This window comes from Arthrobacter sorbitolis, assembly GCF_054510995.1.
Genome location: NZ_JBTNDM010000002.1, coordinates 467,282 through 491,044, shown reverse-complemented (window position 1 = coordinate 491,044; position 23,763 = coordinate 467,282). Strand labels below are relative to the sequence as shown.

The following is a 23,763-nucleotide window of genomic DNA, read 5'->3' as shown; positions in this document are numbered from 1 at the left end:
CGGCGGACTCACACCGCGACCGGAACCGGTTCCTTCTCCTCCTCGTCCCGCTCGTCGCGCTGGAGTCTCGCGCCCTCGACGTCGACATCCGGGAGGATCCGCCCGAGCCAGGCGGGCAGCCACCAGGCGTGGCGACCCAGCAGGTACATCGCCGCCGGGACCAGCGTCATGCGCACCACGAAGGCATCGAGCAGCACACCGAACGCGAGCCCGAACCCGATGGGGCGCACCATGGCCAGGTGCGAGAACACGAAGCCCGCGAAGACCGACACCATGATGATCGCCGCGGCCGTGACCACGCGCGCGCCGTGGCTGAAGCCGATCCGCACCGCTGCCTTCGGGTCGTCGCCGTGGACGTGGGCCTCCCGCATACCGGACACCAGGAACATCTGGTAGTCCATCGCGAGGCCGAACAGCACGCCGATCAGGATGATCGGCAGGAAGCTCAGGATCGGCCCGGGGTTCGTGACCCCAAAGATGTCGCCCAGCCAACCCCACTGGTAGATGGCGACGGTCGCCCCGAAGCTCGCCAGCAGCGACAGCAGGAAGCCTGCCGTGGCGATGATGGGTACCAGGATGGAGCGGAACACGAGCAGCAGCAGGATCAGCGACAGCCCGACGACGATGCCGAGGTAGAGCGGCAGCGCCTCCATCAGCTTGGCCGAGACGTCGATGTTCGCCGCGGTCTGGCCGGTGACGGCGACGGCGACGCCCGTCTGTTCCTCCACGTCGTCGGTGGCCGCGCGGAGGTCCCGTACGAGGTTCTCGGTGGTCTCGCTGGCCGGTCCCTCCTCGGGGACGACCTGGAAGATGGCCGTCCGTCCGTCCTCGCTCACGGTCGCGGGGACCGAGGCGGCGACGTCCGGCATCTCACGCAGCAGGTCGTTCACGTCGAGCTGCAACGCCGTGCGTTCCGCCTCGTCCGCCGTCTCGGGCAGGGACCCGACGACGATGAGGGGGCCGTTGGTGCCGGCGCCGAACTTCTCGCCGATCGCGCTGTACGCCTGGAACGCCGTGGAATCGGCGGGCTCGGTGCCGCCGTCGGGCAGTCCGACGCGCAGCTGCGCTGCCGGGACGGCGATGATCCCGAGCAGGACGACACCGGCGAGGACCGTGAGGACGGGCTTCCGGGTGACGAAGCCGCCCCACCCGGCACCCTTCGCCGCGCGCTCGTCCGCGAGGGAGGCACCCGTGTCGCTGTCGACGGAGGCGGCGGCCGAGTGCTTGTGGCCGGAGGCCTTCGCCCACCGACGCCGGGAGATGACCCGCCGCCCCATCAGGGCGAGCAGGGCCGGCGTGAGTGTCAGCGCCACGAGCACCGACACCGCGACGGTGCCGGCGGCGGACAGGCCCATGACGGTCAGGAACGGCAGTCCGGGCACCGCGAGCGCGGCCAGGGCCACGATCACCGTGATGCCGGCGAACAGGACGGCGTTGCCGGCGGTACCGGTCGCACGGGCGATGGACTCCTGCATCTCCATGCCGTGGAGCAGCTGGGTACGGTGCCGGTTCACGATGAACAGCGAGTAGTCGATGCCGACGGCGAGGCCGAGCATCAGGGCGAGGACGGGCGAGATGCTGTTCATCTCGACGAGGCCCGAGAGGGCGAAGGTGATGCCGACACCCACGCCCACGCCGATGATGGCCATGAGGAGCGGCAAACCGGCGGCGATGAGGGTGCCGAGCATGAGGATGAGCACGACGGCGGCGACGGCGAGGCCGATGGCCTCCGTGGCGCCGACGATCCCGGAGACGTCCTCGACGATCTCCTTGCTGTAGTCCACGGTCACGCCCGCGGCTTCGGCACCTGCGGCCTCCTCCTGCACGGCCTCGCGCAGTTCGGGTGAGACACCGTTGATCTGCTGCTCGAACTGGACGCTGGCCACCGCGGTGGTGCCGTCCTCGGAGAGCAGGCGCACGCCGGAGCCGGCGTCGAGCTGCCGTTCGGCGAGGTCGAGCTCGGTGCTGCCCGCCTCGAACTGCTCGCGGCCGGCTTCGAGCTGGGTGCGGCTCGCGTCGAGTTGCGCCTGGCCCTGCGTGAGCTGCTGCTCGGTGGCTGCGGCCTGTGCCGGGGGGAGCTGCGCGCGGGCCTGGTCGAACTGCGCACGCTGCGCGTCGAGCTGGGCCTGGCCCTGCTCGAGCTGCTGCTCACCGGCGCTCAGCTGCTGCTCGCTCGCCTCGAGTTCGGCGCGTCCCGCGTCGAGCTCCGACGCCCCGGACGCCACCTGGTCGGCGACGTCGAACGGGTCGACGACGCCCCGCACGCCGTCGAGCGCGGTGATGGCGGCGAGTGCCGACTCCACACCCTCGCGCTGCGTGGCCGAGAAGGCGGCGCCGTCGTCTGTGGTGAAGACCACGGTGCCCGTGCCACCGACGGCCTCGGGGAGTTCCTCCCGCAGACGGTCGGAGATGCGCTGCGACTCGGTGCCCGGGATGGTGAAGTTGTTGGTGAGGGTGCCGGAGAAGGCGACGGCGGCGCCGCCGACGGCGAGCATGATCGCGAGCCAGGCGGAGACCACCCACCACCGCCGCCGGAAGGCGAAGGAGCCGAGACGGTAGAGCAGGAAAGCCATGGAGAGTCCTAGCGGGAAGGAAGTGGACGAGGGGGTCAGGCGCCGGGTAGCGCCGCGGCGTCGGGTTCGGCGGCGGGGTCGGAGAAGCCGTCGCGGAGCATGGTCAGGGCCGAGAGGATCCGCCCCTCGAGCTGGAGCCCGGAGTCGCCGGCGGACTGGGACGTGTTCGCCGCCCAGTCGCGCATGGCGGCCTTGGTGCACGAGAGCACGCTGCCGACCAGGGCCGCGAGGTACAGCTCGGACGCGTCGGCGCCGAGCCTTCCGCGCAGGCCCGCGACGATCCGCGCCTCCGCGCGCTCCCACGAGTGCAGCTGCGCCCGCAGGAGGTCCGGATTCGTGTCCGCCATGCGGAACAGCGCACCGTGCTGGGAGAGGCCCTCCATCCGCGTGGTCTCGGTGAAGGCCCGGACGATGGAGTCGAACAGGGGTTCGTCGTGGGGCATCCGGCCGAAGACCTCGAGGGCCAGTTCGAGGAACCCGTCGGTGCGGACCGTCAGGGCGTCCTCGGCGCTGTGGAAGTAGTTGAAGAACGTACGGCGCGAGACGCCCGCCCGCTCCGCGATCTGGTCCACGGTGAACGAGCCCGGCCCCACGGAGAGCGCGAGGTCGAAGGCGGCGTCCGCGATGGCGCGCCGCGTGTCGATCTTGTTCTGCTCGCGGCGCCCCACGGGCTCCGCGTTCTCGGTCGTCTCCAGCACCGTCCCAGAGTAGGCGAAATATTGCACACCGTGCAACGAAGGTCGGATGCACTGCCCGTGAGCCTCCGGTGCGGCGTACTCTGGCCGGGGCACCGAACTCCCCCGACGAAAGGCGGCTCCCATGAAGACCATCACCCTCGGCTCAAGTCTCGATGTCTCCCGGCTCGGCCTCGGCTGTATGGGCATGTCCGCGTTCTACACCGGCAGCGGCAAGGACGACGCCGGCTCGACCGCCACCCTCCACCGTGCGCTCGACCTCGGCGTCACCTTCTTCGACACCGCCGAGATGTACGGCCCGTACGCCAACGAGGAACTGCTCGGCCGGGCCTTCCGGGACAGGCGTGACGACGTCGTGCTGGCCACGAAGTTCGGCACCATCCGCCACACGGCAGGCGACGCCATGGGGCTCGACGGAAGCCCGGAGAACGTGCGGCTCTCGGTGGAGGGATCGCTGCAGCGGCTGGGGACCGACCACATCGACCTCTACTACCAGCACCGGATGGACCCCTCGGTGCCCGTCGAGGACACCATGGGAGCCCTGGCGCAGCTCGTGCAGGAGGGCAAGATCCGGCACATCGGCCTGTCCGAGGCGGCACCCGCGACGATCCGCAGGGCCCACGCCGTCCACCCGGTCACGGCACTGCAGACGGAGTACTCGCTGTGGAGCAGGGACCCGGAGCAGGAGATCCTGCCGCTCGTACGCGAACTCGGGATCGGCTTCGTCCCCTACTCGCCGCTCGGCCGCGGCTTCCTGACGGGGACCATCCGCTCCGTCGACCAGCTCGACGAGTCGGATTTCCGCCGCAGGAACCCGCGCTTCGCAGGGGAGAACCTGCAGGCCAACATCCGGATCGTCGAGCAGGTCGACGACGTCGCGCGGCAGCTCGACGCGACGCCGGGCCAGGTCGCGCTCGCGTGGCTCCTCGCCCAGGGGACGGACATCGCCCCGATCCCGGGCACCAAGCAGGTGCGGTACCTGGAGGAGAACGTGGCAGCGGACGCCCTCGAGCTCTCGCAGGAGCAGCTCGCGCGGCTGGACGCCGTCGCCACGCCGCAGGGAGACCGCTACGAGGACATGTCGGGTGTGAACCGGTGACCCGACAGCCTGCCTGACCGGGGAGCGCTGGTCCCGTCAGCCCTTCCCGCGGGTAGGTACCGGAAGACTGCCCGTGGTGGCCAGTTCCTCGGCGACCACCAGGAGTTTCGCGTTCGTCTTCGTGGACACCTGCACGAGCATGATGAACGCCTGACCGGCCGTGATGCCGTACCTCTCCATCAGGATCCCCTTCGCCTGACCGATCAGGTCACGCGTGGCGACGGCGTCCTTGAACTGGTGGAGCTTCTGCGCATCGGCGAACGCGACGGCTGCATGGGACGCGACCAGCGAGCCCACGTAGTCGGACTCCTCCGTGAAGGCATGGGCCGAACGGCCCACGAGGTTCATCGCCCCGAGGTTGTCCCCCTCGACGAACAGCTGGAAGGCGAGCATGCTGCCGGCGCCGGCCTCCGCGGCCTTCGCCGAGAACCTCGGCCAGCGTCGCTCGGTGCGCATGTCCGGGACACTGACGGTCCGCTCCTCGTAGACGGCGCTCATGCACGGCCCCTCCCCCGTGCGCTCCTGGAGCTCGTCGAGGATCCGGGCGAGATCGCCGGACGGAGCCCGGGACTGCACCCTGTGGCGGCCGGTCACGAGGGTGATCGAGGCCTCGTCCGCGCCGGGTACCAGGATGACCGCGGTACGCACCAGACGCTCGAGGACGGCGTCCTCGGAGTTCTCCCGCTGCAGGGACCGCGCGAGGTCACTCAGCCTCAAGGCGATATCGTCCTGCGGTGCGATCCAGCTGTCGTCGAGGTGGTGCCTGTCCTCCGCGGCCATGGCGGCCTTCCTGCCTGAAGCAGCATGGCCTTCCGGACTTGACGCGCCGTCCGGTCGGTCAGAGACGGCCACAATACCAGCGACCCCGGTCAGCACCTAAGGTTCACGCACCGCTGTACTATCGGATCATGGGATCCCACCACCACGCGTCACCGGGCGCGGCCCGACGCGGACCGCTGGCAGGCGCTCTCGCCATCACGCTCGCCGTCTTCGTGCTCCAGATCGTCGGGGCGCTGTGGACGGGCAGCCTCGCCCTGCTCTTCGACTCCGTCCATGTGCTGACCGACGCGGCAGGCCTGGCCATGGCGCTCGGCGCCGCGACGCTCTCGGTCCGGCCCGCCACCGCGCGCCGCTCCTGGGGGTTCCGCCGGGCGGAGGTGATCGCCGCCCTGCTGCAGGCCGCCTTCCTGCTCGCCGTCGGAGCCTACGTCCTCGTGGAGGGTGTGCGCCGCCTGATCACCCCGGAGGACGTCGCTGCCCCGGAGATGATCGTGTTCGGCGTCATCGGCCTCGCTGGCAATCTGGCCGCCCTGGCGCTCCTCGCCCGTCACCGCGCCGCGAGCTTCAACCTGAGGGCGGCCTTCCTGGAGGTGCTCAACGACGCCCTCGGGTCCGTGGCCGTGATCGTCGCCGCCGTCGTCATCACGCTGACGGGCTGGATGCGCGCCGACGCCGTGGTGGCCCTCCTCATCGGCGCCCTGATCATCCCGCGGACCCTGAAGCTGCTGCGCGAGACGATCGACGTGCTGCTCGAGTCCACCCCCGCGGGGATCGACCTCGAGGAGGTACGCGCCCACATCGCGCGGCTGCCGCTGGTACGCGACGTCCACGACCTCCACATCACGCAGATCGCCACCGGGCTGCCCGTCCTCACCGCCCACATCGTCGTCGACGACGACTGCTACCGCGACGGGTCGGCGCATGTCGTCCTCGACCAGCTCCAGGAATGCGTCGCGGGGCACTTCGACGTGAGCATCGACCACTGCACCTTCCAGATCGAGCCCCTCGACCACGTGCCCCACGAGAGGGAGTTGAGCCACTGATGCTGCAGACCCTGACCTCGACCTCCGTGCTGCAGCGGGTGGGCACCGCGCTGTCCGATCCGACACGCGTGCGTATCCTGGTGGCCCTGCGGGACGCTCCGGCCTATCCCAGCGACCTCGCCGGGCTGCTCGGCGTGAGCCGCCAGAGCCTGTCCAACCACCTCTCCTGCCTGCGCGGGTGCGGCCTGGTGGTGTCGGTGCCCGAGGGCCGGCGCTCGCGCTACGAGCTCGTGGACCCGAAGCTCGGCCACGCGCTGACCGATCTCCTCGGAATCGTCCTCGCGGTGGATCCCGCGCACCTCGGACCGGACGGGCATCCCGTCGCGGAGACCTCATGACGGAAGGGGCCGACGCGACGGCGCCGACCCCTTCCGGATGTACCTAGTCCATCAGACGGGAACGGATCAGGAACCTCTTCCCCTCCGGCGCCTCCACCGAGAAGCCGCTCCCCCGGCCCGGCACCACGTCGACCGTCAGGTGCGTGTGGCGCCAGTACTCGAACTGCTCCCGCGACATCCAGAAGTCGATGAGCCGCGGGCCGTCGCCGCCGGCCCCTCCCGGAACGCCCGCGTCGGCGCGTCCCTCCGTGCCGCGCGAGATGTCGAGGACACCGAGCAGCACGTCGGCCTCCGCGGTGATGAACTCGCCTGCCGGATAGCACATCGGTGACGAGCCGTCGCAGCATCCGCCGGACTGGTGGAACATCAGCGGCCCGTGGATCAACCACAGCTTGTCCAGCAGGTCGACGGCGCTGTCGGTGAGAGCCACGCGGGAGAAGGTCTCCCCCGGGATGGTCACCGAGGCTTCGACGGTCATGGTGCCTCCTAGAAGAACCCGAGCTTGGATTCCGAGTAGCTGACCAGCAGGTTCTTGGTCTGCTGGTAGTGGTCGAGCATCATGGCATGGTTCTCACGGCCGATACCCGAGGACTTGTACCCGCCGAACGCTGCTCCCGCAGGGTACGCGTGATAGTTGTTCACCCAGACCCGGCCGGCCTGGATCTCGCGTCCGGCACGGTAGGCGATGTTGCCGTTCCTCGACCACACGCCGGCGCCGAGCCCGTACAGGGTGTCGTTGGCGATCTCCAGGGCCTCGGCGTAGTCGTCGAAGCGCGTGACCGACACCACCGGACCGAAGATCTCCTCCTGGAAGACCCGCATGTTGTTGGTCCCCTCGAACACCGTGGGCTTCACGTAGTAGCCCTCGGCGAGGTCGCCGTCGAGCATGTTCCGCTCGCCGCCGATGAGGACCTTCGCCCCCTCCTGCCGCCCGATGTCCATGTAGGAGAGGATCTTCTCCAGCTGGTCGTTCGAGGCCTGGGCGCCCACCTGCGTGTCGGTGTCCAGCGGGTTGCCCTGCACCATCTTCTCCACGCGGGCGATCGCGTCGGACATGAACGAATCGTAGATGGATCCCTGGACGAGGGCGCGCGAGGGACACGTGCAGACCTCGCCCTGGTTCAGCGCGAAGAGAGCGAAGCCCTCGAGGGCCTTGTCGTAGAACGAGTCGTTGCTCTCCGCGACGTCCGAGAAGAAGATGTTCGGGCTCTTGCCACCGAGTTCGAGGGTGACGGGGATCAGGTTCTGGCTCGCGTACTGGCTGATCAGCCGGCCGGTGGTCGTCTCACCGGTGAACGCGATCTTGCGGATCCGCTTGCTCGAGGCCAGCGGCTTGCCGGCCTCCACCCCGAAACCGTTCACGACGTTGATGACGCCGGCCGGGAGGATGTCGCTGATCAGCTCCATGAGCACGAGGATCGACGACGGCGTCTGCTCCGCAGGCTTCAGCACGACGGCGTTGCCTGCGGCGATCGCCGGGGCGAGCTTCCAGGTGGCCATGAGGATCGGGAAGTTCCACGGGATGATCTGCCCGACGACGCCGAGCGGCTCGTGGTAGTGGTATGCCGTCATGTCGTCATCCAGCTGGGACAGGTGGCCCTCCTGCGCACGGATGGCGCTCGCGAAATAGCGGAAGTGGTCGATCGCGAGGGGGAGGTCGGCGGCGAGGGTCTCCCGGATGGGCTTCCCGTTGTCCCAGGTGTCCGCGACCGCGAGCATCTCGAGGTTCTGCTCCATGCGGTCCGCGATGCGGTTCAGCACGAGGGCCCGCTCCGCGACCGACGTCTTCCCCCAGGCCGGAGCGGCCTTGTGGGCCGCGTCGAGGGCCAGCTCGATGTCCTCGGCGGTGCCGCGTGCCACTTCGCAGAAGGGCTTGCCCGTCACGGGGGAGATGTTCTCGAAGTACTGGCCCTTGATGGGAGGAACCCACTCGCCGCCGATCCAGTTCTCGTACCGTGGCTTGAAACTGACCTTGGATCCATCCTGGCCAGGCTGGGCGTAAACAGTCATTGTCCGACTCCTTGAACTCCGGGTGTGCAGGACGTCGTCGTCCCTGGAGCCCACCCTAGGAGGCCGAACGTTGCATCGACGTTGCATCGGCCATGCATCGGCCATGCATCGATCCAGCACGGCCCGGCCAGGATCTTCCGTGACGAGGGCGTCAGGAGGACCCGGGGAGGAACGCTGCAACTAGCCCTGTTCCTGGGTGGGTACGACCGCAGCGACGGCAGGCTGTGCCGGAGCGGGCGTCGCGGGATCCCCCTGTCCCGGAACTGCTGCTGAAGCGGGATCGGTTCCCGGCTCGGGCGTCTCGGAATCGTCACATGCCGGGTAGGCGGGAGCCGCGGGATCTGTACCCGGCGCGGGCTCCGTACCCGGCGCGGGCTCGATGGCCGGTGCGGGCTCGGTGCCGGGTGCAGGCTCGGTGCCGGGTGCAGGCTCGGTGCCGGGTGTGGGCTCGTCGAGTTCGGGAGTCGACGGATCGGCGTCGCAGGGGAGCTCAGGATCGGTCGTGCCCGGGGTCATATTCGCGGGCGGCGTCGGAACCGGGGTCGGAACCGGGGTCGTATTCGCGGGCGGCGTCGGAACCGGGGTCGGAACCGGGGTCGTATTCGCGGGCGGCGTCGGAACCGGGGTCGGAACCGGCGTCGTATTCGCGGGCGGCGTCGGAACCGGGGTCGGAACCGGCGTCGTATTCGCGGGCGGCGTCGGAACCGGCGTCGTAACCGCGGGCGGCGTCGGAACCGGGGTCGGAACCGGCGTCGTATCCGCGGGCGGCGTCGGAACCGGGGTCGTACCGGCAGGCGGCGTCGTCTCGACGGGCGGCGTCGTTCCAGCAGGCGGAGCAGTGTCTGGAACCTTCGCACCCGGCGCCTTACCACCCGGCGTCGCCTCGGGAACCTTCGCACCCGGCGCCTTACCACCCGGCGTCGCCTCGGGAACCTTCGCACCCGGCGCCTTACCACCCGGCGTCGCCTCGGGAACCTTCGCACCCGGCGCCTTGCCACCCGGCGTCGCCTCCGGAACCTTCACGTCGGGCACCTTCGGCACAGTCGGCACCACCGGCGGTGTCACCGGCGGTGTCACGTTCTGAACGTGGCCGTGGCCTTGGTCCTGGCTTACGGCGGCTGTGTTTCCCGAGGCGCCGGAGGCCTGAGGCAGGGCGTCGGTCATCGGAGCCGGCTGGTCGGAACGGGTGGACGACTGCGCCCAGACAGGGAGGTCGGCGGCGCCATGACCCGCGGGAGAGTAGTCCTTGAACTCGCCCTTCCGGGCATTGTGCTGGGATGCGATGAGCTTCCAGCGCAGCGGATCGACATGCTCCCCGTTGAGGATGGTCTCGAAGTGCAGGTGGCAACCGGTCGAGGAACCCGTGGTGCCGACCTCCGCTATCGCGTCGCCGCCCCTGACGATGTCGCCCTCGCCTACCGTGATGCCGCGGAGGTGGTTGTAGCTCGTGATGAGGCCGTTGCCGTGGTCCACCTCGACCCGGTTGCCGCCACCCCACTGGTGCCAGCCGACGGCCCGCACCGTACCGGCGTCGGCGGCATAGACCGGCGTGCCGCAGGGGGCGGAATAGTCCTGGCCCGTGTGGAACTCGCCGGCCTCACCGGTGATGGGGCTCGTGCGGAAGCCGAAGGCGGAGCTCGGGCTCAGCCCTTCGAGGGGTGCGAAGAGGTCTCCGGACCGCGGGCGGGGGAAAAGGCCCGCCGCAGCCATAGTCGGTTCGCCTGCCGCGGCATCGACCGCGGGCTTCGGCGCGTCGCCGGGGCGGTCCGTGCCGGGATCGAGCGGGTCGAGCGCATCGGGAACGCCCCGTGGCATCAGCAGGGATGAGCCCACGTCGCCCGTGGGACGGATGCCGTCCGACGCAGCCACTCCGGAGCCGGCTACCCCCTCAGGGGACAAGGCGGCTGCGGTCTCCCATGACTGCGGGACGACGCCCTGGAAGCCTACGAAGCAGACGACCATCGCCAGGCTGGCGTTCATCTTCGTGCGGGAGGTACGGCCACTCCGTCTCTGCGCCCTTGCCGTACCCGGGAGCTGTACAGGCTGTGTCACGGAATTCCCCTTGTGGATGCTGTGCGGATAGTGCGTTCGACCGACGGACCGACATGTCCATCGGGTGCCCAGCCACCGGGCCCAACGTTAGCCCGATCCCGGGCCTTCCTGCGACTGATGCCCACAATTACTAACGGAACTTGGGAAAACCTGTGAGTAGCGACGGCGGGACTCCTAGTTCCGCCTCGAGCCACTCCGTATGTGCGACGACGACAGCACGCCGCGGTGAACGCCCGGGCAGGACCCGCAGCGCGAGCTGCCATGCCTCGACGTCGTACTCCGCCTCCGGGAGCGCCAGGTACTCCAGGACCGTCTCCGGTGCGCCGTCGGTCAGGACGGCATCCCGCAGCAGGGTTGATACCTCGCTGCGCAGGCGCGTGATGGCCGGGGCCTGCGAGCGTGGCAGGACAGGACCCCGGTAGATGGCCAGCGCCATGCGGTGCGCCCCGCGATGCAGGTAGTTCAGCACCTGGACCGCGTCGACGACCAGCTCTCCCGGCAGGCGGTACGGCCGGGACTGCGGCACGATCGCCTTGCCGTGCTCGGCCAGGACCTTGCGGAGCCGCAGCATCTCCGCCCGGACCGTCGTCCCCGAGGCGTCCTCGGGGTACGCCATGGTGCCGAGCTGGTCCGCGGTGAGGCCTTCCGGGTGCAGGGCCAGGAGCGTCAGCAGTTCGGCATGGCGGAGGCTGAGCTCGAGGGACGCTCCCCCGGCATGCACCACACCATGGTCGGTCCCCAGGATCTGCAGGCTGTTCCGGTAGAGGGCAGCCGGTACGCGTGCCGGCCGGGCCCGCTTCGCCCTCGGCAGACGGCCCTGGAGGCGGTGGATGCTCAGCTGCGCCTCCGCGGCAGCCACCGCCGCCTCCACGAGGGACAGTGTGTGGGTCCCCACCGCGTCGGCCGTCCCCGTGATGTCGATGACGCCCAGGACGGTCCCGGAGTCCGGGTCGTGCAGGGGCACTGCGGTGCAGCTCCACGGATGCACCTGGGGACTGAAATGCTCGGCTCCCGCGATCTGCACGCTGCGCTCGAGGGCCAGGGCCGTGCCCGGCGCACTGGTCCCGACGGTCGCCTCCGACCAGTCGGCTCCGGGGACGAACAGCATCCCCTCGGCCCGGCGGCGCAGTTCGCGATCGCCGTCGACCCACAGGAGCCTGCCGTTCTCGTCGCCGACGGCGACGAGCATCCCGGCTTCGAGGCTCGGCTGGACGAGCAGCCGGTCGATCACCGGCATGATCGCCGCGAGCGGGTGCCCCTGGCGGTACGCCTCGAGTTCCTCCTCGGAACAGAACAGCCTGGCGCCCGCCGTCGACGGGCTCGGGAGGAAGGCCAGGGACCTGAGCCAGGAGTCGCGGACGATGCCACGCAGCCTGCCGTCGACGCCCGCGCCCCGGTCCAGGGCCTCATGGGCGGCGAGGGCCTCACGCTGCAACGCGACGGAGGACAGCTCCGCTAGAGGGATGGAACGGGACGACGTCATCGGCACTCCGCTTCGTGACCTGTCCCCGCGTGGCAGCGTGGGACAGGTCACAGTGTAGCGGGACTACTCGCCGCGAGAAATGGCAACCATGTCCTCGCGGGGTACGAGCTTCACACGCTCCCGCACGAGTTCCGCGTTACCGGACGTGTTCACGAAGTTCGCCCCGAGCTTCAGTTCGTGCGCGTCCAGCTTCAGCCAGCCGTCCCACGTCGTGTAGCGGACACCGCGCTCCTCGAGGAGACCGATGATGGCGTCCTCCGACGGGTCCTCGGCGGGCGGGAGGTTGAGCCGGTCCTCGAGGAGGAATCCGATGGTCTCCAGTGCATCGCCCTTGGTGTGGCCGATCAGGCCCACGGGCCCGCGCTTGATCCACCCGGTGGCATAGATGCCCGGTACGGGCTGACCCTCCTGGTCGATCACGCGGCCACCCTCGTTGGGGATGACGCCGCGCTTGCCGTCGAACCCGACCTCGGGCAGTTCCGAGCCGAAGTAGCCGATGGCGCGGTACACGGCCTGGACCGGGTAGTCGATGATCTCCCCCGTGCCACGCACGTTGCCGTCGCCGGTGAGCTCGGTGCGCTCGAACTTCATGCCCGCGACCTTGCCGGGGGTCTCGGGGGAATCGTGGATCTCGACGGGCGAGTGCAGGAAGTGGAGGTGCAGGCGGCGGGACGCGCCCGTCGGCTCGTCCTCGACGAGCCAGTTGGTGAGCGTCTTCACCATCGTCTTCGTCTGGTTGTTCGTCGCGATCTGCTCCTCGGACCCCGCATCGAAATCGAAGTCCTCCGGGTACAGGACGATGTCCACGTCCCGCGAGTGGGACAGCTCGCGCAGTTCCAGGGGCGTGAACTTCACCTGGGCGGGTCCGCGGCGCCCGAAGACGTGGACGTCGGTGACGGGGGACGCCTTCAGCCCCTGGTAGACGTTGTCCGGGATCTCCGTCGACAGCAGGTCGTCGGCGTGCTTCGAGAGGATCCTCGCGACGTCGAGGGCCACGTTGCCGTTGCCGATCACGGCGATCTCCCTGGCCTCCAGCGGCCAGTCGCGGCTGACGTCGGGGTGGCCGTCGTACCAGGAGACGAAGTCGGCGCCACCGAAGGAACCGTCGAGCTCGACGCCCGGGATGTCCAGGTCGGCATCGCGGATGGCGCCCGTCGCGAAGATCACCGCGTCGTAGAAGCGGCGGAAGTCGGAGAGCGTGAGGTCCCGGCCGTAGTTGATGTTGCCGAGGAAGCGGATGTCCCCGCGGTCGAGCACCTTGTGCAGGGCGTTGACGATCCCCTTGATCCGCGGATGGTCAGGTGCGACGCCGTAGCGGATGAGACCGTAGGGCGCCGGGTACTGGTCGAACAGGTCGATGCTGACGGCGAAGTCCCCGCCCTGCACCTCGTTCGACTTCGTCAGGATGTCGGCGGCGTAGACGCCTGCCGGACCGGCGCCGATGATCGCGACCCGCAGCGGTCGAGCCGCAGCTGAGGTAGACACTGATGAGCCTTCTTCCCGATGGAGATGATCCTGGTGGATACCGTCGCGCACCGATAAGCGCACATTTCCCTATTCTAAATGCCGCCGGGCGGCGCGGTGTAAAACAGTGGCGGGGATCTCCTCCGCCGGCGAGCGGTGGGCCGAGGGGAACCGGACCGCGGGAATAAACGTTCGCCCGGCCCGGTTCACGACCTCGTGAGTGCATCAGACGCAAAGGTCAGTCGTCCGGCCCGGAGCGAGAACTCCGTCGGCGTCCTCTTCGGTATCGGGGCCTACGGACTGTGGGGCCTGTTGCCGCTGTACTTCCTCGTGCTCGCCCCGGCCGGTCCGGTCGAGATCGTGGCCAACCGCGTCCTGTGGTCCCTCATCTTCTGCGCCCTCCTGCTGACCGCCCTGCGGTCCTGGCGTCCGGTACTCACGGCCCTGCGCACCCCGCAGATCGTCGGGACCCTCACGATCGCGGCGCTGCTGATCGCCGTCAACTGGCTCGTCTACACCTACGGCGTGACCTCCGGCCAGGCCATCGAGGCCGCGCTGGGCTACTTCATCAATCCCATCGTGTCCGTCCTGCTCGGCGTGATCGTGCTGCGCGAGAAGCTGCGGCCCCTGCAGTGGACCGCGATCGGCATCGGCGTCCTCGCGGTGGTCGTGCTCGCCGTGGGCTACGGCGCCGTGCCGTGGATCGCCCTGACGCTCGCGTTCTCCTTCGGCCTGTACGGGTTCGCGAAGAAGAAGGTGGGGTCCCGCGTGGACGCCGTGTCCAGCCTGAGCATCGAGACGCTGGTGCTGACGCCCATCGCGGCAGCGGTCATGCTGTGGCTCGGCTCGACCGGCGAGGCGACCCTCCTGACCGAGGGGGCGGGACACTTCTGGATCATGGCCGCCTCGGGCGTCATCACGGCCGTACCGCTCATCTTCTTCGGTGCCGCTGCCCGCCGCCTCCCCCTGACGACGATCGGGCTCCTGCAGTACCTCGCGCCCGTGCTCCAGTTCCTCCTCGCACTGCTGGTGCTCGGTGAGGACATGCCGTTCGAGCGGTGGATCGGGTTCAGCCTCGTCTGGGTGGCGCTGATCCTCCTGACGGTCGACATGCTGCGGAGCGTGCGCCGCCAGCCACGGCTCGCGAAACCGACCGAGCCGGTGTCCGCCACGGCCTAGCCCCGATCCGCGAACGGCGCGCCCCCGGCGCGGACGCGTACGGAGCCGCAGCTGCGACGAGTCAGGAGGTGCCGTCCACGGAGCCTTCAGCGCTCCTCCAGGCCCCAGGGCGAACCGTAGCCGGCGGGGGCGTCGGCTGCCAGGAGGTCGAGGAAGGGCCGCGCGTCGAAGGCCTCCGGTCCGAGCACCCCGCGCCCCGTCCACCGTCCCGCGGCGAGCAGCTCCAGGGCGATCACGGGATTGACGGCGGTCTGCCACACCACGGCCTGGGAGTTGTACTCGGCCATCGTCCACTCGTTGTCGACGACGTGGTAGAGGTACACGGTCCGGGGCGCGCCGTCCTTCCCGAGCCCCGTGACGAGCAGGCCCGCGCAGGTCTTCCCGCGCATCCGGTCGCCGAGCGTGGCGGGGTCGGGCAGGGCCGCCGCGACGACGTCGCGGGGTGAGACGCTGACGCCCTTGACCTCGAGCGGCTCGGTCGAGTCGAGCCCCAGCTTGTGCAGGGTGCGCAGGACCCCGATGAACTCCTCCCCCAGCCCGTACTTGAACGTCACCCTGCGCGCCTTCGTCCACCGGGGCATGAGGACGACCTCCTCGTGCTCCACGTTCACGCACTCGACGGCTCCGATGCCTTCGGGGAAGTGGAAGACCTCGGGCTCGCTGAACGGCTCGGTGGTGAACCACCCGCGGTCCCGCTCGAAGATCACGGGCGGATTCAGGCACTCCTCGATGGTCGTCCAGATCGAGAACGAGGGTGCGAAGTCGTAGCCCTCGACCGTGAGGTTCGCACCGTCGCGGACGCCGAGTTCGTCGATCGACGAGAACAGCTCGTCCTCCGCGTACCGCGCGAACACGTCCGAGAGCCCGGGCTCCACGCCGATCCCCACCAGCGCGAGCCTGCCTGCCGCTTCCCACTGCGCTGCGGCGTCGAACTGCTCCTGTCCGAGCAGAACCCCCGTCTTCTCGTACGGCTGGTCCGGATGCTTCACGGAAAGGCTCATCGCCATGTCGAGGTAGGTGGCGCCGGCGGCGAGGCATCCGTCGAAGATGGGCATCACGAACCGCGGGTCCACCGCGTTGAGGACGTGGGTGGCCCCGTGCTCCCGGATCAGGCCGGCCACCGCCTCGGCCGAGGACGCGTCCACCGACGCCGCCACGAGGCGGGGATCCCGGAGTTCGGCGACCAGCGCCTGCGGACGTGCGACGTCGTAGTCGGCGACCACCAGTTGCTCGAAGAAGGTGCGGCGTACGGCGATGCGGGCCGCAGCGGAGCCCACGCCGCCGGCGCCGATGATCAGGATCCGCATCAGGAGAGCCCGCCGTCGATCGAGCGCCGGTGGACGTCGGGTGCGTCGGGTACCAGCACCGGCGTGTCCTCGTTCAGGCTCCGCCCCAGGAAGAAGGGCCGGGATCCGGGCCTGCTCCGCCAGGCGACCGCGAGGACGAGGCCGAGGGCCAGCGAGCCGATGCCTGTGACGAAGGTGCCGCCGACGCCGAACAGCACGCTGTAGCCGTACTCGACGTCGGCCATGTCGATCGCCGACCGGACGAAGGCCGCGGTGAGCAGCACGGCGCCGATCAGGGGCAGGAGGAAGCGGAAGACGACGTTGTGGCGCGACGTGAACAGCTCGCGTCGGAAGTACCAGACGCACGCATAGCCGGTGATCGCGTAGTAGAAGGCGATGGCCAGGGCGAGGGAGAGGATCGAGTCGGCGAGGATGTTCTCGCTGATGATCGTCATGACCACGTAGTAGGCGATCGCCGCGATGCCCATGACGAGTGTGGAGAACGAGGGTGTCCTGAAGCGGGGGTGCACCACGCCGAAGCGTGCGGGCAGGGCCCCGTACACGGCCATGGACAGCGTGCCGCGTGCCGTGGGCAGGATGGTGGTCTGCGTGGAGGAGACGGCCGAGACCAGGACGGCCACGACGAGCAGCCACGACCAGGGCCCGAGGACGGCGTCCTTGAGGGCGAGGAAGACGTCCTCCGAGTTCGCCTCGTTGCCCAGCCCGATGCCCTCCTCCCCGACGCCCGCGTACATCATGGCCGCGACGGTCACACCCACGTAGGTCACCAGGAGCAGGACGGTCGACAGCAGCGCCGCACGGCCGGGGATGCGCCGGGCGTCCCTGGTCTCCTCGTTCAGGGCGAGGCACGCGTCCCAGCCCCAGTACACGAACAGGGCCAGGAGGATCGCCTCGGTGAATCCCTCGACGCTCTCGAACGCGAACGGGTTGAACCAGTCCCAGGACGGCGGCGTGGCGGTCGCGACGGTCCCGCCTGCCACACCCGTGAGGGCGAGGACCACGAAGAGCACCAGCGCGGCGTACTGCACGCCCAGGAGGACGTTCTGCAGCTTCGCGCCGATCTCCACGCCGCGGTAGCTGACCACCGTCATGAGCGCGATGAAGACGACACCGGTGACCGTGACCAGCAGCGGATCCTCGGCGAGGGAACCGTCGCCGACGAGCAGCCAGAGATACGTGCCGCCGACCTGCGCGAGGTTCGCTAGCACGATGATGCCCGCGACGGCGACACCCCATCCGGCCATCCATCCCGCCCAGGGCCCGAAGGCCTTGGTCGCCCACGTGAAGGAGGTCCCGCAGTCGGGTACCGCCTCGTTGAGCTCCCGGTAGGCGAAGGCGATGAACACCATGGGGATGAACGCGAGGATGAAGGCGATGGGGGCCTGGGCCCCGACGGCGAGGACGACGAAGCCGAGGGTCGCCACGAGGGAGTACACCGGCGCGGTCGAGGCCAGTCCGATCACCGTCGACTCCCACAGCCCCAAGGCACCCGTCGCGAGGCCCTTGCCGGAGCGGTCCGTCGGCTCCCCCGGGGGCCGGCTGTCGAGAGGGAACTGGCTCATGCTGCCCCGATTCTGGAAGGACCACCGCCACCGCAGGAGGTCTGGCGTCACTCTACTGACCGGCCCGTCCTCCCGGTAGCCCCTCGGCCCCACCGCCGGGAACAGGCGCGTCCGGCAGCTGCGCCGTGAGGTACGCCGCGTTGAACCGGGAGAGCAGGCCCACGAGTTCGACGACGTCGGCCGCGTCCCATGCCTCGAGTCGCCTCCGGAAGGAGCGCCTCCTGCGCTGCCGGGCGTCGTCGATACGGCGGGCCCCCTCCGCCGTGAGGACCACGGGGCGCGAACGTTCGTCGCCACCCGCCGCTCCACGCTCCACGAGGCCGAGCCGCTGCAGCGCCGCCACGTGGCCGCTCACCCAGGGGGTGCCCATACCCAGCGTCACGGCGAGGTCGGTCACCCGGCAGGGGCCCAGCATCCGGGCGGCCGCGAGGACGCTGTAGGCGGCGGGTTCCATCGCCGGGTCGATCGTGCGGGCGACCGCACGGCACACCCGTTGCTCGCTGCGGCAGATCAGGGCAGCTTCCTGCTCGACGTCGTCGAGTGCGGCTCGTCGCGTGGTGCCGGTCGCCTGCCTGGCGGGTCCCTCCATGCTCGAATGCTAGGCGGGTCGAGGCGCACCAGGGCCGGTCCTGCGCCGCATTTCTCTTCATGACACCCGGCGCGGACCGCTAGTCGCGCGGCGCTGCGCCTCGGGTCAGGACCTCCTGGCGGAAGAACGCCGGGTTGATGCGCGACCACACGAGCATGAGCACCGCACCGAGCAGGATCACGCCGATCCCGAGGATGAACACCATGCCGATCCCGAAGAGCTCCGACCCGGACCCGTACTCGGGGTCCATCGAGTCGACGGCCGTCTTGAAGAACATGACCAGCAGGATCACGCCGCCGAGCAGCGGCGCCAGGAACTTGAAGAAGACGTTCCGCGCGCTCGCGAAGGCCTGGGCCCTGAAGTACCAGACGCACGCCAGCGCGGTGATGCCGTAGTAGAAGCAGATCATCAGGCCGAGCGCCGTGATGGTGTCCCACAGGGCGTTCTCCGACACCAGGCGCGTGAAGACGTAGAACCCTGCGGCGGCGACGGCCGCGGCCACCGTCGCGTAGCTCGGTGACTTGTGCTGCGGGCTGATGCGTCCGTAGCCCTTCGGCAGTGCCTTGTAGTGGCCCATGGCGAGCAGCGTGCGGGCGGGCGAGACGAACGTCGACTGCAGGGACGCGGCAGAGGAACTCAGCACCGCCATCGACATCAGGATGGCGAAGGGACCCATGACGGGGCCGGCGAGAGTCGCGAAGATGCTCTCCTGGTTGTCCGGGTTGCCTGCGCCGAGTTCGCCGTCGCCCACCCCGGCGTAGGCGAGGGTAGCGAGCGCCACCGTGAGGTAGATGACCACGATCACCACGACGGTCAGCGCTCCCGCGCGGCCCGGGGTCTTCTCCGGGTCGGTGGTCTCCTCGTTCATCGTGAGCGTCACGTCCCATCCCCAGTAGATGAAGATCGAGAGCGAGACACCGGCGGCGAAGGCGGAGAACGAGCCGACCGCGAAGGGGTTGAACCAGTCGGCACTGATGCTGGTGGCGTCGAAGGCGGTGCCGTTGCCGACATGGATGAAGGCCGCGATGGCGAACCAGGCGAGGACCACGAGCTGGAAGGTGACGAGCACGTACTGCACGGTCTTGGTGGCCTGCATGCCCCGGTAGGAGATGTAGCACGCGAGGGCGATGAACACGAGCGTCGTCGCGATGTTCACCGGCAGGTCGAGCGTCAGCTCGGCGATCGCGGGATCGCCGAGCACCTGCGAGATCAGGAGGTAGAAGAAGTCGACCGCGACGGCGGCGAGGTTGGACAGCACGATCACGGTCGCGGCGATGAGACCCCAGCCGCCCATCCAGCCGATCCACGGGCCGAACGCCCGCGTGGCCCAGGTGAAGGACGTCCCGGAGTCCGGCATCGCGCTGTTCAGTTCGCGGTAGCCGAGGGCCACGAGCAGCATGGGGATGAAGCCGATCAGGAAGATGGCCGGCAGGTTCACCCCCACCTCTGCGACAGTGGGACCGAGGGCCGCCGTCAGGGTGTAGGCGGGGGCCACGCAGGACACCCCGATGACGACGGCGCCCAGCAGGCCGACGGTCCCCGAATCGAGGCCCTTGCTGCTGAGTCCTGATCCCCTTTGCGTTGTCTCGTCGATACTCATGCGTCCGCCTCCGTGGGTAAGGCGCCCGGTCCGGAAGTGGTATCGGGCGTTGCGTACGTACGCGGGACGACGACCATGGGGATGGTCAGCGTACGCAGGATCTTGGCGGCCGTGGATCCGAGGAAGATCCGTGCGTGCTGCGCGAGGCGGCTGGAACCGACCAGCAGCACCTCCCCCTCGTCCCAGGCCATGGACTCGATGGCTTCCTCGATGGACGCACCCCGCGCCGTCTCGACGCTCACGCGCCCGCCCGCGGCCAGCGACGACGCCGCCTCGGCGAGCCGCCGGTTCGCGTCGTCCTCCGCTCCGCCCGGGTCCGGCTGGCCGGCGTCGAGCGCGATGAGGGAGACGAGGCGCAGCGGCAGGCCGCGGCGGTGGGCGGAGGACACGGCCACGGAGATGACGGCGTCGGCCCCGGCGCGCCGGCCCACCGCGCAGGTGAGGCGCGTGACGGGGTCGGTGCGGCGGTAGGCCCTCGGCGCGAGCGCCACGGGGACGGGTGAGGCGTGGAGCAGGCTGCGGGCCACGTTGCCCACGCTGAACCGGCCGGCGAGGCCACGCGAGCTGGCCCCGATGACGATCAGGGACGCCTCGGTGTCCTCGGCCGCCCGGATGAGGCCCTCCGCGTTCGATTCGGCCCGGATCACGACGCCTCGTGCCCGGACGTCGTCGGGCACGAGGGCGAGCCCCTCGTCCATCCACTCCCGCATCTGTTCGGAGAGCAGGCTGTCGAAGCCCTTGTCCGGCGGGTAGGTGCCCGCGTAGAGGGAGTGCTCGGGCGTCACGAGGACGAGGTCGAGGTCCGCGTCCTGGCGCCGGGCGAGGGCGACGGCGAGGCAGACGGCGTCGTGCCCGCGCTCGTCAGCGGTGTAGCCGACGATGTAGCGCATCAGGCCCTCCCGGTGCCGGTGGACTGCAGCCCGGAGGCCAGCGCGAGGTGGACGGCCGCGGCGGTGCGCTGCCCCATCCGGATGGCACCGTCCACGTGCTGGTAGCCCTCGGCCGCGATGTCCGAGCACGACCAGTAGATGGGTCCGACCGGCGTGCGCTGGTCGCGGCCGTACCGGTGCAGGCCGCCGAGGTCGTAGCTGGAGGCATAGGCGCCGCGGGTCCACTCCTCCGACGCCCAGTCCGATTCGTAGTACACCTCGGGGTCGAGGGCCTGCGGGCCGAGGAAGCCCGCGATCGAGCCGAGGATGCGCTCGCGGCGCTCGTGCGGCGGGAGCTCGAACATCGCGTCCGCCTTCTCGTCGGAGACGAACCCCACCAGGGTGCCGCGCGGGTCCTCGTAGTTGGTGTTGTCGTAGACCTCCTGGACGATCGACCCTGCGCTGAAGCCGGTCCCGGAGAGCCCCTCCTCGCGCCAGAACGGCGTGGTGTACACGGCGTGCACCTTGATCACGAGCCCGAGCGACTGGTGCTGGTGCATCTGGTGCTGGCGGCGCGGCAGCGGGGGCTCGTAGCTGATCCGCGAGTAGAGGTTCGGCGGGACGGCGACGACCGCGTACCGCGCGTTCACCGTCGTCGTGTCCGAGACGACCGTGACGCCCTCGGCGCCGTCCTGCCCGTCCATGCCGCTCCAGCGGAGCGTCCGCACCGGGCTGGAGAGGATCACGTCCTCCCCCAGCTCGGCGGCCATGCGTTCGGAGACGGACTGCATGCCGCCGACCACGCGCCGGTCCAGGATGAAGTCCTCGTCCACGAGGTGGGAGAAGGAGCCAGCGGTCGCGGCCATGAGGATCGCCTGCAGGGCGGAGAAGGAGTGGGCGGGCTTGGTCAGCATCCCGCCGGCGATGAAGAGCCCGATGTTGTCGCAGGCCTCCTCGTCGTCGGACTGCCGCCGCAGCCAGTGGTGGAAGGAGATGGTGTCCAGGGCGCGGGCGTCCGGGTGGTTCCACGGCGCCTCGGGGCCCGCCTCCGCCACGAGCCGGTCGAGGATGTCGATGAGCCGCGTCATCTCCTCGCGCGTGTAGTCGCTGACGGGGAACATCTCCCCGGAGTACCGGATCGGCCGGTCGTCGGGACCGATGTAGACGGAGTCGCCTTCCCGGTACCGCGGGAACGTGTCGATGCCGAGTTCGTCGAGCAGCCCGATCAGCGCGGTCTGGTCGGGAGACACCCACTGGCCCCCCACTTCGAGGACGGCGCCGTCGACCACGTCCGTGTGGGTGCGCCCGCCCACGCGGTCCCGGGCCTCGACGACGGCGACCGTATGGCCGGCCCTCGTCAGCTCGCGTGCTGCGGTCAGGCCCGAGGGGCCTGCTCCGATGATGACGACGTCGCGCTCGATGATGTCCATGGGATCCTCCCGGCCGCATGATGCGGGCCACAAAATGAATGTCATTCATTATTTTGCCCTACTATAGCCACGGGCGACCCCTGAGGGAAGGGAGCGACCGTAGAGTTGAGGGCACCGCAACAGGAGGCAGGTTCCATGACCGCAGCAACGCCGGCTCCGCGGCGTGCCGGGCGTCCTCCCCGCAGCCTCCTGTCCAGGGACAGCATCACCGGCGCGGCACTCGACCTCATCGAGAGCGAGGGCTACGAGGGGCTCACGATGTCGGCCGTGGCGCGACGGCTCCGGGTGGCCCCGTCCGCGCTCTACAACCATGCGGAGTCGAAGCAGGAGGTGCTCGGCTGGGTGCAGGACCACGTCATGACCATGGTCGAGTTCGACGCCTTCGCCGACCGGCCCTGGGACGAGGCGGTCCGGCGGTGGGCCTGGTCCTACCGCGAGGTCTTCGCCCGGCACGCCCCGCTCGTCCCGGTCATCGCGGTGATGCCCGTCACCGACGCTCCCGAGACCCTCCGCATGTACGAGGAGGTCGCGCGGGGGTTCCAGCGGGCGGGCTGGCCCGAGGACCGCATCGTGCCGGCGATCGTCGCGCTGGAATCCTTCATCTACGGCTCGGCGCTCGACGTCACCGCCCCCGGTGACATCTTCGACTCGGGAGCCCTGGCCGACACGTTCCCCGTCTTCACCGCCGCCGTGCGAAGCGCCGCAGCCGCCGCCGGCACCGAGAGCGCGGCCGATGCGGCCTTCCGGACAGGCCTGGACGGCATGATCGCGGGGCTCCGCCAGCAGTTGGCAGCCCCGTCCTGATCCGCGGCGACCGCGAGCCGGCACCGGGATCGGAGGTCGTCCGACGTGGGGTGGAGCAGGTCCGGGCAGCGAGGCTCCGACCACGGCGTCGCCGCGCGGTGGTTCGTGACCCGACAGGGCCATGAGCCTGCTGATTGCTAGATGGTCTAGCTTTACGGGCCGCGAGCGATCTGCTACCTTCGGAGAGCGGTCAAGCAGTGGCCCCATCGAATCATCCATTTTCGAGGTCACCATGACTGTTGCACCCCTTTCCCCCGGCACCGTTCCCCAGCACGCCGAGCGTGCCAGCTGGAGCAATTCGTCCGACCTGCAGGACAGGGATTTCGCCGACTCTGCCGGCGTCCCGGGACCCGCGGCCCCTGAGACGCCGGAGGTCCCGACGGACCTCTCCGCCGTCAGCACGCGTGAACTCCGCATCCTGTGCAACCAGCTCTACCGCATCCTCGACGTCGACTTCCCGCCGTTCGGCGTACGGGAGGACTACGAGGCCGTGGCCGATGCCCTCGAGGGCCGCGACGCGCGCGCCGCCGAGCAGACGGAGAGCGCCAGGCTCCGCGAGAAGTTCCGCGACAACACCGTCAGCTCGCGCTTCGAGCTGTTCCACGACGGCGTCATGGTCGGCTATGTGAAGTACGACATGCGGGCCGGCCGGATCCGCCTGCTCGAGACCGTCGTCGGGCCCACCTACGGCCGCTCGGGCCTGGAGCCCGTTCTCATCCGCGAGGCCCTGCTGAGCGCCCACAAGCGTCGCCTCGCCCCTATCCCCTACTGCCGGCACGCCCAGGCCTTCCTGGCCGAGAACCCGCAGTTCCGGGCCCTCATCCCGGTCGGCTGACCCCCGTACACCCCAGCACGACGAAGGCCCCGCAGCAGCGCTGCGGGGCCT

Annotated in this window: 20 protein-coding genes; 6 read left to right on the top strand and 14 right to left on the bottom strand. The window is 69.8% G+C overall.

Annotated elements, in window-relative coordinates:
* Nucleotides 1-8: 8 nt before the first annotated feature.
* Together ACX80K_RS06935 and ACX80K_RS06930 are read right to left on the bottom strand one after the other, a co-directional pair.
* Nucleotides 9-2,573, bottom strand: a complete 2,565-nt coding sequence (locus ACX80K_RS06935) for an MMPL family transporter (RefSeq protein WP_459271130.1) — start codon at nucleotides 2,571-2,573, stop codon at nucleotides 9-11.
* 35 nt (nucleotides 2,574-2,608) lie between these two features.
* Nucleotides 2,609-3,271 carry a TetR/AcrR family transcriptional regulator gene (locus tag ACX80K_RS06930; protein WP_459271129.1) on the bottom strand — a complete coding sequence of 221 codons (663 nt, stop codon included), beginning with the start codon at nucleotides 3,269-3,271 and terminating at the stop codon, nucleotides 2,609-2,611.
* Nucleotides 3,272-3,392: 121 nt separating this feature from the next.
* Here ACX80K_RS06930 and ACX80K_RS06925 point away from each other — a divergent pair, with 121 nt between their 5' ends.
* On the top strand, nucleotides 3,393-4,367 hold the full coding sequence (locus ACX80K_RS06925) for an aldo/keto reductase (RefSeq protein WP_459271128.1): 975 nt from the start codon (nucleotides 3,393-3,395) through the stop codon (nucleotides 4,365-4,367).
* Between the two features lie 36 nt (nucleotides 4,368-4,403).
* Here the strand turns inward: ACX80K_RS06925 and ACX80K_RS06920 are convergent, their stop codons facing one another.
* Nucleotides 4,404-5,147 (bottom strand): GAF and ANTAR domain-containing protein, encoded by a 744-nt coding sequence (locus ACX80K_RS06920; protein ID WP_459271127.1) that lies wholly within the window; start codon nucleotides 5,145-5,147, stop codon nucleotides 4,404-4,406.
* A 128-nt stretch (nucleotides 5,148-5,275) separates the two neighbouring features.
* Here ACX80K_RS06920 and ACX80K_RS06915 point away from each other — a divergent pair, with 128 nt between their 5' ends.
* Together ACX80K_RS06915 and ACX80K_RS06910 are read left to right on the top strand one after the other, a co-directional pair.
* Nucleotides 5,276-6,190 (top strand): cation diffusion facilitator family transporter, encoded by a 915-nt coding sequence (locus ACX80K_RS06915; protein ID WP_459271126.1) that lies wholly within the window; start codon nucleotides 5,276-5,278, stop codon nucleotides 6,188-6,190.
* Between the two features lie 2 nt (nucleotides 6,191-6,192).
* The gene (locus tag ACX80K_RS06910) at nucleotides 6,193-6,528 is read left to right on the top strand and encodes an ArsR/SmtB family transcription factor (protein WP_459271385.1); all 336 of its coding nucleotides are present in this window, start codon (nucleotides 6,193-6,195) and stop codon (nucleotides 6,526-6,528) included.
* Nucleotides 6,529-6,571: 43 nt separating this feature from the next.
* Here the strand turns inward: ACX80K_RS06910 and ACX80K_RS06905 are convergent, their stop codons facing one another.
* The 5 genes from ACX80K_RS06905 to ACX80K_RS06885 form a co-directional block, all read right to left on the bottom strand.
* Complete coding sequence (locus ACX80K_RS06905; protein WP_459271125.1) at nucleotides 6,572-7,006, bottom strand: DUF779 domain-containing protein; 435 nt, start codon at nucleotides 7,004-7,006, stop codon at nucleotides 6,572-6,574.
* An 8-nt stretch (nucleotides 7,007-7,014) separates the two neighbouring features.
* Nucleotides 7,015-8,538, bottom strand: a complete 1,524-nt coding sequence (gene exaC, locus ACX80K_RS06900; protein WP_459271124.1) for an acetaldehyde dehydrogenase ExaC — start codon at nucleotides 8,536-8,538, stop codon at nucleotides 7,015-7,017.
* 180 nt (nucleotides 8,539-8,718) lie between these two features.
* Nucleotides 8,719-10,518, bottom strand: a complete 1,800-nt coding sequence (locus tag ACX80K_RS06895; RefSeq protein ID WP_459271123.1) for a M23 family metallopeptidase — start codon at nucleotides 10,516-10,518, stop codon at nucleotides 8,719-8,721.
* Nucleotides 10,519-10,720: 202 nt separating this feature from the next.
* Nucleotides 10,721-12,073 (bottom strand): GAF domain-containing protein, encoded by a 1,353-nt coding sequence (locus ACX80K_RS06890; RefSeq protein ID WP_459271122.1) that lies wholly within the window; start codon nucleotides 12,071-12,073, stop codon nucleotides 10,721-10,723.
* Between the two features lie 63 nt (nucleotides 12,074-12,136).
* Nucleotides 12,137-13,558 carry an FAD-dependent oxidoreductase gene (locus tag ACX80K_RS06885; RefSeq protein WP_459271121.1) on the bottom strand — a complete coding sequence of 474 codons (1,422 nt, stop codon included), beginning with the start codon at nucleotides 13,556-13,558 and terminating at the stop codon, nucleotides 12,137-12,139.
* A 195-nt stretch (nucleotides 13,559-13,753) separates the two neighbouring features.
* Here ACX80K_RS06885 and rarD point away from each other — a divergent pair, with 195 nt between their 5' ends.
* Nucleotides 13,754-14,716: an EamA family transporter RarD gene (gene rarD, locus ACX80K_RS06880; protein ID WP_459271120.1), complete on the top strand. Its 963-nt coding sequence runs from the start codon at nucleotides 13,754-13,756 to the stop codon at nucleotides 14,714-14,716.
* An 86-nt stretch (nucleotides 14,717-14,802) separates the two neighbouring features.
* Here the strand turns inward: rarD and ACX80K_RS06875 are convergent, their stop codons facing one another.
* From ACX80K_RS06875 to ACX80K_RS06850, 6 genes are all read right to left on the bottom strand, one after another.
* Complete coding sequence (locus ACX80K_RS06875) at nucleotides 14,803-16,023, bottom strand: saccharopine dehydrogenase family protein (RefSeq protein WP_459271119.1); 1,221 nt, start codon at nucleotides 16,021-16,023, stop codon at nucleotides 14,803-14,805.
* Nucleotides 16,023-17,585 carry an APC family permease gene (locus ACX80K_RS06870; RefSeq protein ID WP_459271118.1) on the bottom strand — a complete coding sequence of 521 codons (1,563 nt, stop codon included), beginning with the start codon at nucleotides 17,583-17,585 and terminating at the stop codon, nucleotides 16,023-16,025. Before ACX80K_RS06870 ends, ACX80K_RS06875 begins: the two co-directional genes overlap by 1 nt.
* Nucleotides 17,586-17,637: 52 nt before the next feature.
* Nucleotides 17,638-18,174, bottom strand: a complete 537-nt coding sequence (locus tag ACX80K_RS06865; RefSeq protein ID WP_459271117.1) for a MarR family winged helix-turn-helix transcriptional regulator — start codon at nucleotides 18,172-18,174, stop codon at nucleotides 17,638-17,640.
* Nucleotides 18,175-18,253: 79 nt separating this feature from the next.
* Nucleotides 18,254-19,774, bottom strand: a complete 1,521-nt coding sequence (locus ACX80K_RS06860; RefSeq protein WP_459271116.1) for an APC family permease — start codon at nucleotides 19,772-19,774, stop codon at nucleotides 18,254-18,256.
* Complete coding sequence (locus tag ACX80K_RS06855) at nucleotides 19,771-20,664, bottom strand: universal stress protein (protein WP_459271115.1); 894 nt, start codon at nucleotides 20,662-20,664, stop codon at nucleotides 19,771-19,773. The genes ACX80K_RS06860 and ACX80K_RS06855 overlap by 4 nt, the downstream gene beginning before the upstream one ends.
* Entirely contained in the window at nucleotides 20,664-22,073 is a 1,410-nt protein-coding gene (locus ACX80K_RS06850; protein ID WP_459271114.1) for a flavin monoamine oxidase family protein, read from the bottom strand. Before ACX80K_RS06850 ends, ACX80K_RS06855 begins: the two co-directional genes overlap by 1 nt.
* A 135-nt stretch (nucleotides 22,074-22,208) precedes the next feature.
* On the opposite strand from ACX80K_RS06850, the gene ACX80K_RS06845 reads away from it, so the two are divergent.
* The gene (locus ACX80K_RS06845; protein ID WP_459271113.1) at nucleotides 22,209-22,877 is read left to right on the top strand and encodes a TetR/AcrR family transcriptional regulator; all 669 of its coding nucleotides are present in this window, start codon (nucleotides 22,209-22,211) and stop codon (nucleotides 22,875-22,877) included.
* Between the two features lie 232 nt (nucleotides 22,878-23,109).
* Complete coding sequence (locus ACX80K_RS06840) at nucleotides 23,110-23,712, top strand: GNAT family N-acetyltransferase (RefSeq protein ID WP_459271112.1); 603 nt, start codon at nucleotides 23,110-23,112, stop codon at nucleotides 23,710-23,712.
* Nucleotides 23,713-23,763 lie beyond the last annotated feature (51 nt).

What these genes read in the sequence shown, in the direction of transcription:
- exaC (WP_459271124.1), bottom strand. Translation starts at nt 8,538, where the DNA reads ATGACTGTTTACGCCCAGCCTGGCCAGGATGGATCCAAGGTCAGTTTC.
- ACX80K_RS06890 (WP_459271122.1), bottom strand. Translation starts at nt 12,073, where the DNA reads ATGACGTCGTCCCGTTCCATCCCTCTAGCGGAGCTGTCCTCCGTCGCG.
- ACX80K_RS06925 (WP_459271128.1), top strand. Translation starts at nt 3,393, where the DNA reads ATGAAGACCATCACCCTCGGCTCAAGTCTCGATGTCTCCCGGCTCGGC.
- ACX80K_RS06855 (WP_459271115.1), bottom strand. Translation starts at nt 20,664, where the DNA reads ATGCGCTACATCGTCGGCTACACCGCTGACGAGCGCGGGCACGACGCC.
- ACX80K_RS06895 (WP_459271123.1), bottom strand. Translation starts at nt 10,518, where the DNA reads ATGAACGCCAGCCTGGCGATGGTCGTCTGCTTCGTAGGCTTCCAGGGC.
- ACX80K_RS06875 (WP_459271119.1), bottom strand. Translation starts at nt 16,023, where the DNA reads ATGCGGATCCTGATCATCGGCGCCGGCGGCGTGGGCTCCGCTGCGGCC.
- ACX80K_RS06935 (WP_459271130.1), bottom strand. Translation starts at nt 2,573, where the DNA reads ATGGCTTTCCTGCTCTACCGTCTCGGCTCCTTCGCCTTCCGGCGGCGG.
- ACX80K_RS06915 (WP_459271126.1), top strand. Translation starts at nt 5,276, where the DNA reads ATGGGATCCCACCACCACGCGTCACCGGGCGCGGCCCGACGCGGACCG.
- ACX80K_RS06840 (WP_459271112.1), top strand. Translation starts at nt 23,110, where the DNA reads ATGACTGTTGCACCCCTTTCCCCCGGCACCGTTCCCCAGCACGCCGAG.
- ACX80K_RS06905 (WP_459271125.1), bottom strand. Translation starts at nt 7,006, where the DNA reads ATGACCGTCGAAGCCTCGGTGACCATCCCGGGGGAGACCTTCTCCCGC.
- ACX80K_RS06920 (WP_459271127.1), bottom strand. Translation starts at nt 5,147, where the DNA reads ATGGCCGCGGAGGACAGGCACCACCTCGACGACAGCTGGATCGCACCG.
- ACX80K_RS06860 (WP_459271116.1), bottom strand. Translation starts at nt 19,774, where the DNA reads ATGAGTATCGACGAGACAACGCAAAGGGGATCAGGACTCAGCAGCAAG.
- ACX80K_RS06850 (WP_459271114.1), bottom strand. Translation starts at nt 22,073, where the DNA reads ATGGACATCATCGAGCGCGACGTCGTCATCATCGGAGCAGGCCCCTCG.
- ACX80K_RS06870 (WP_459271118.1), bottom strand. Translation starts at nt 17,585, where the DNA reads ATGAGCCAGTTCCCTCTCGACAGCCGGCCCCCGGGGGAGCCGACGGAC.
- ACX80K_RS06865 (WP_459271117.1), bottom strand. Translation starts at nt 18,174, where the DNA reads ATGGAGGGACCCGCCAGGCAGGCGACCGGCACCACGCGACGAGCCGCA.
- ACX80K_RS06845 (WP_459271113.1), top strand. Translation starts at nt 22,209, where the DNA reads ATGACCGCAGCAACGCCGGCTCCGCGGCGTGCCGGGCGTCCTCCCCGC.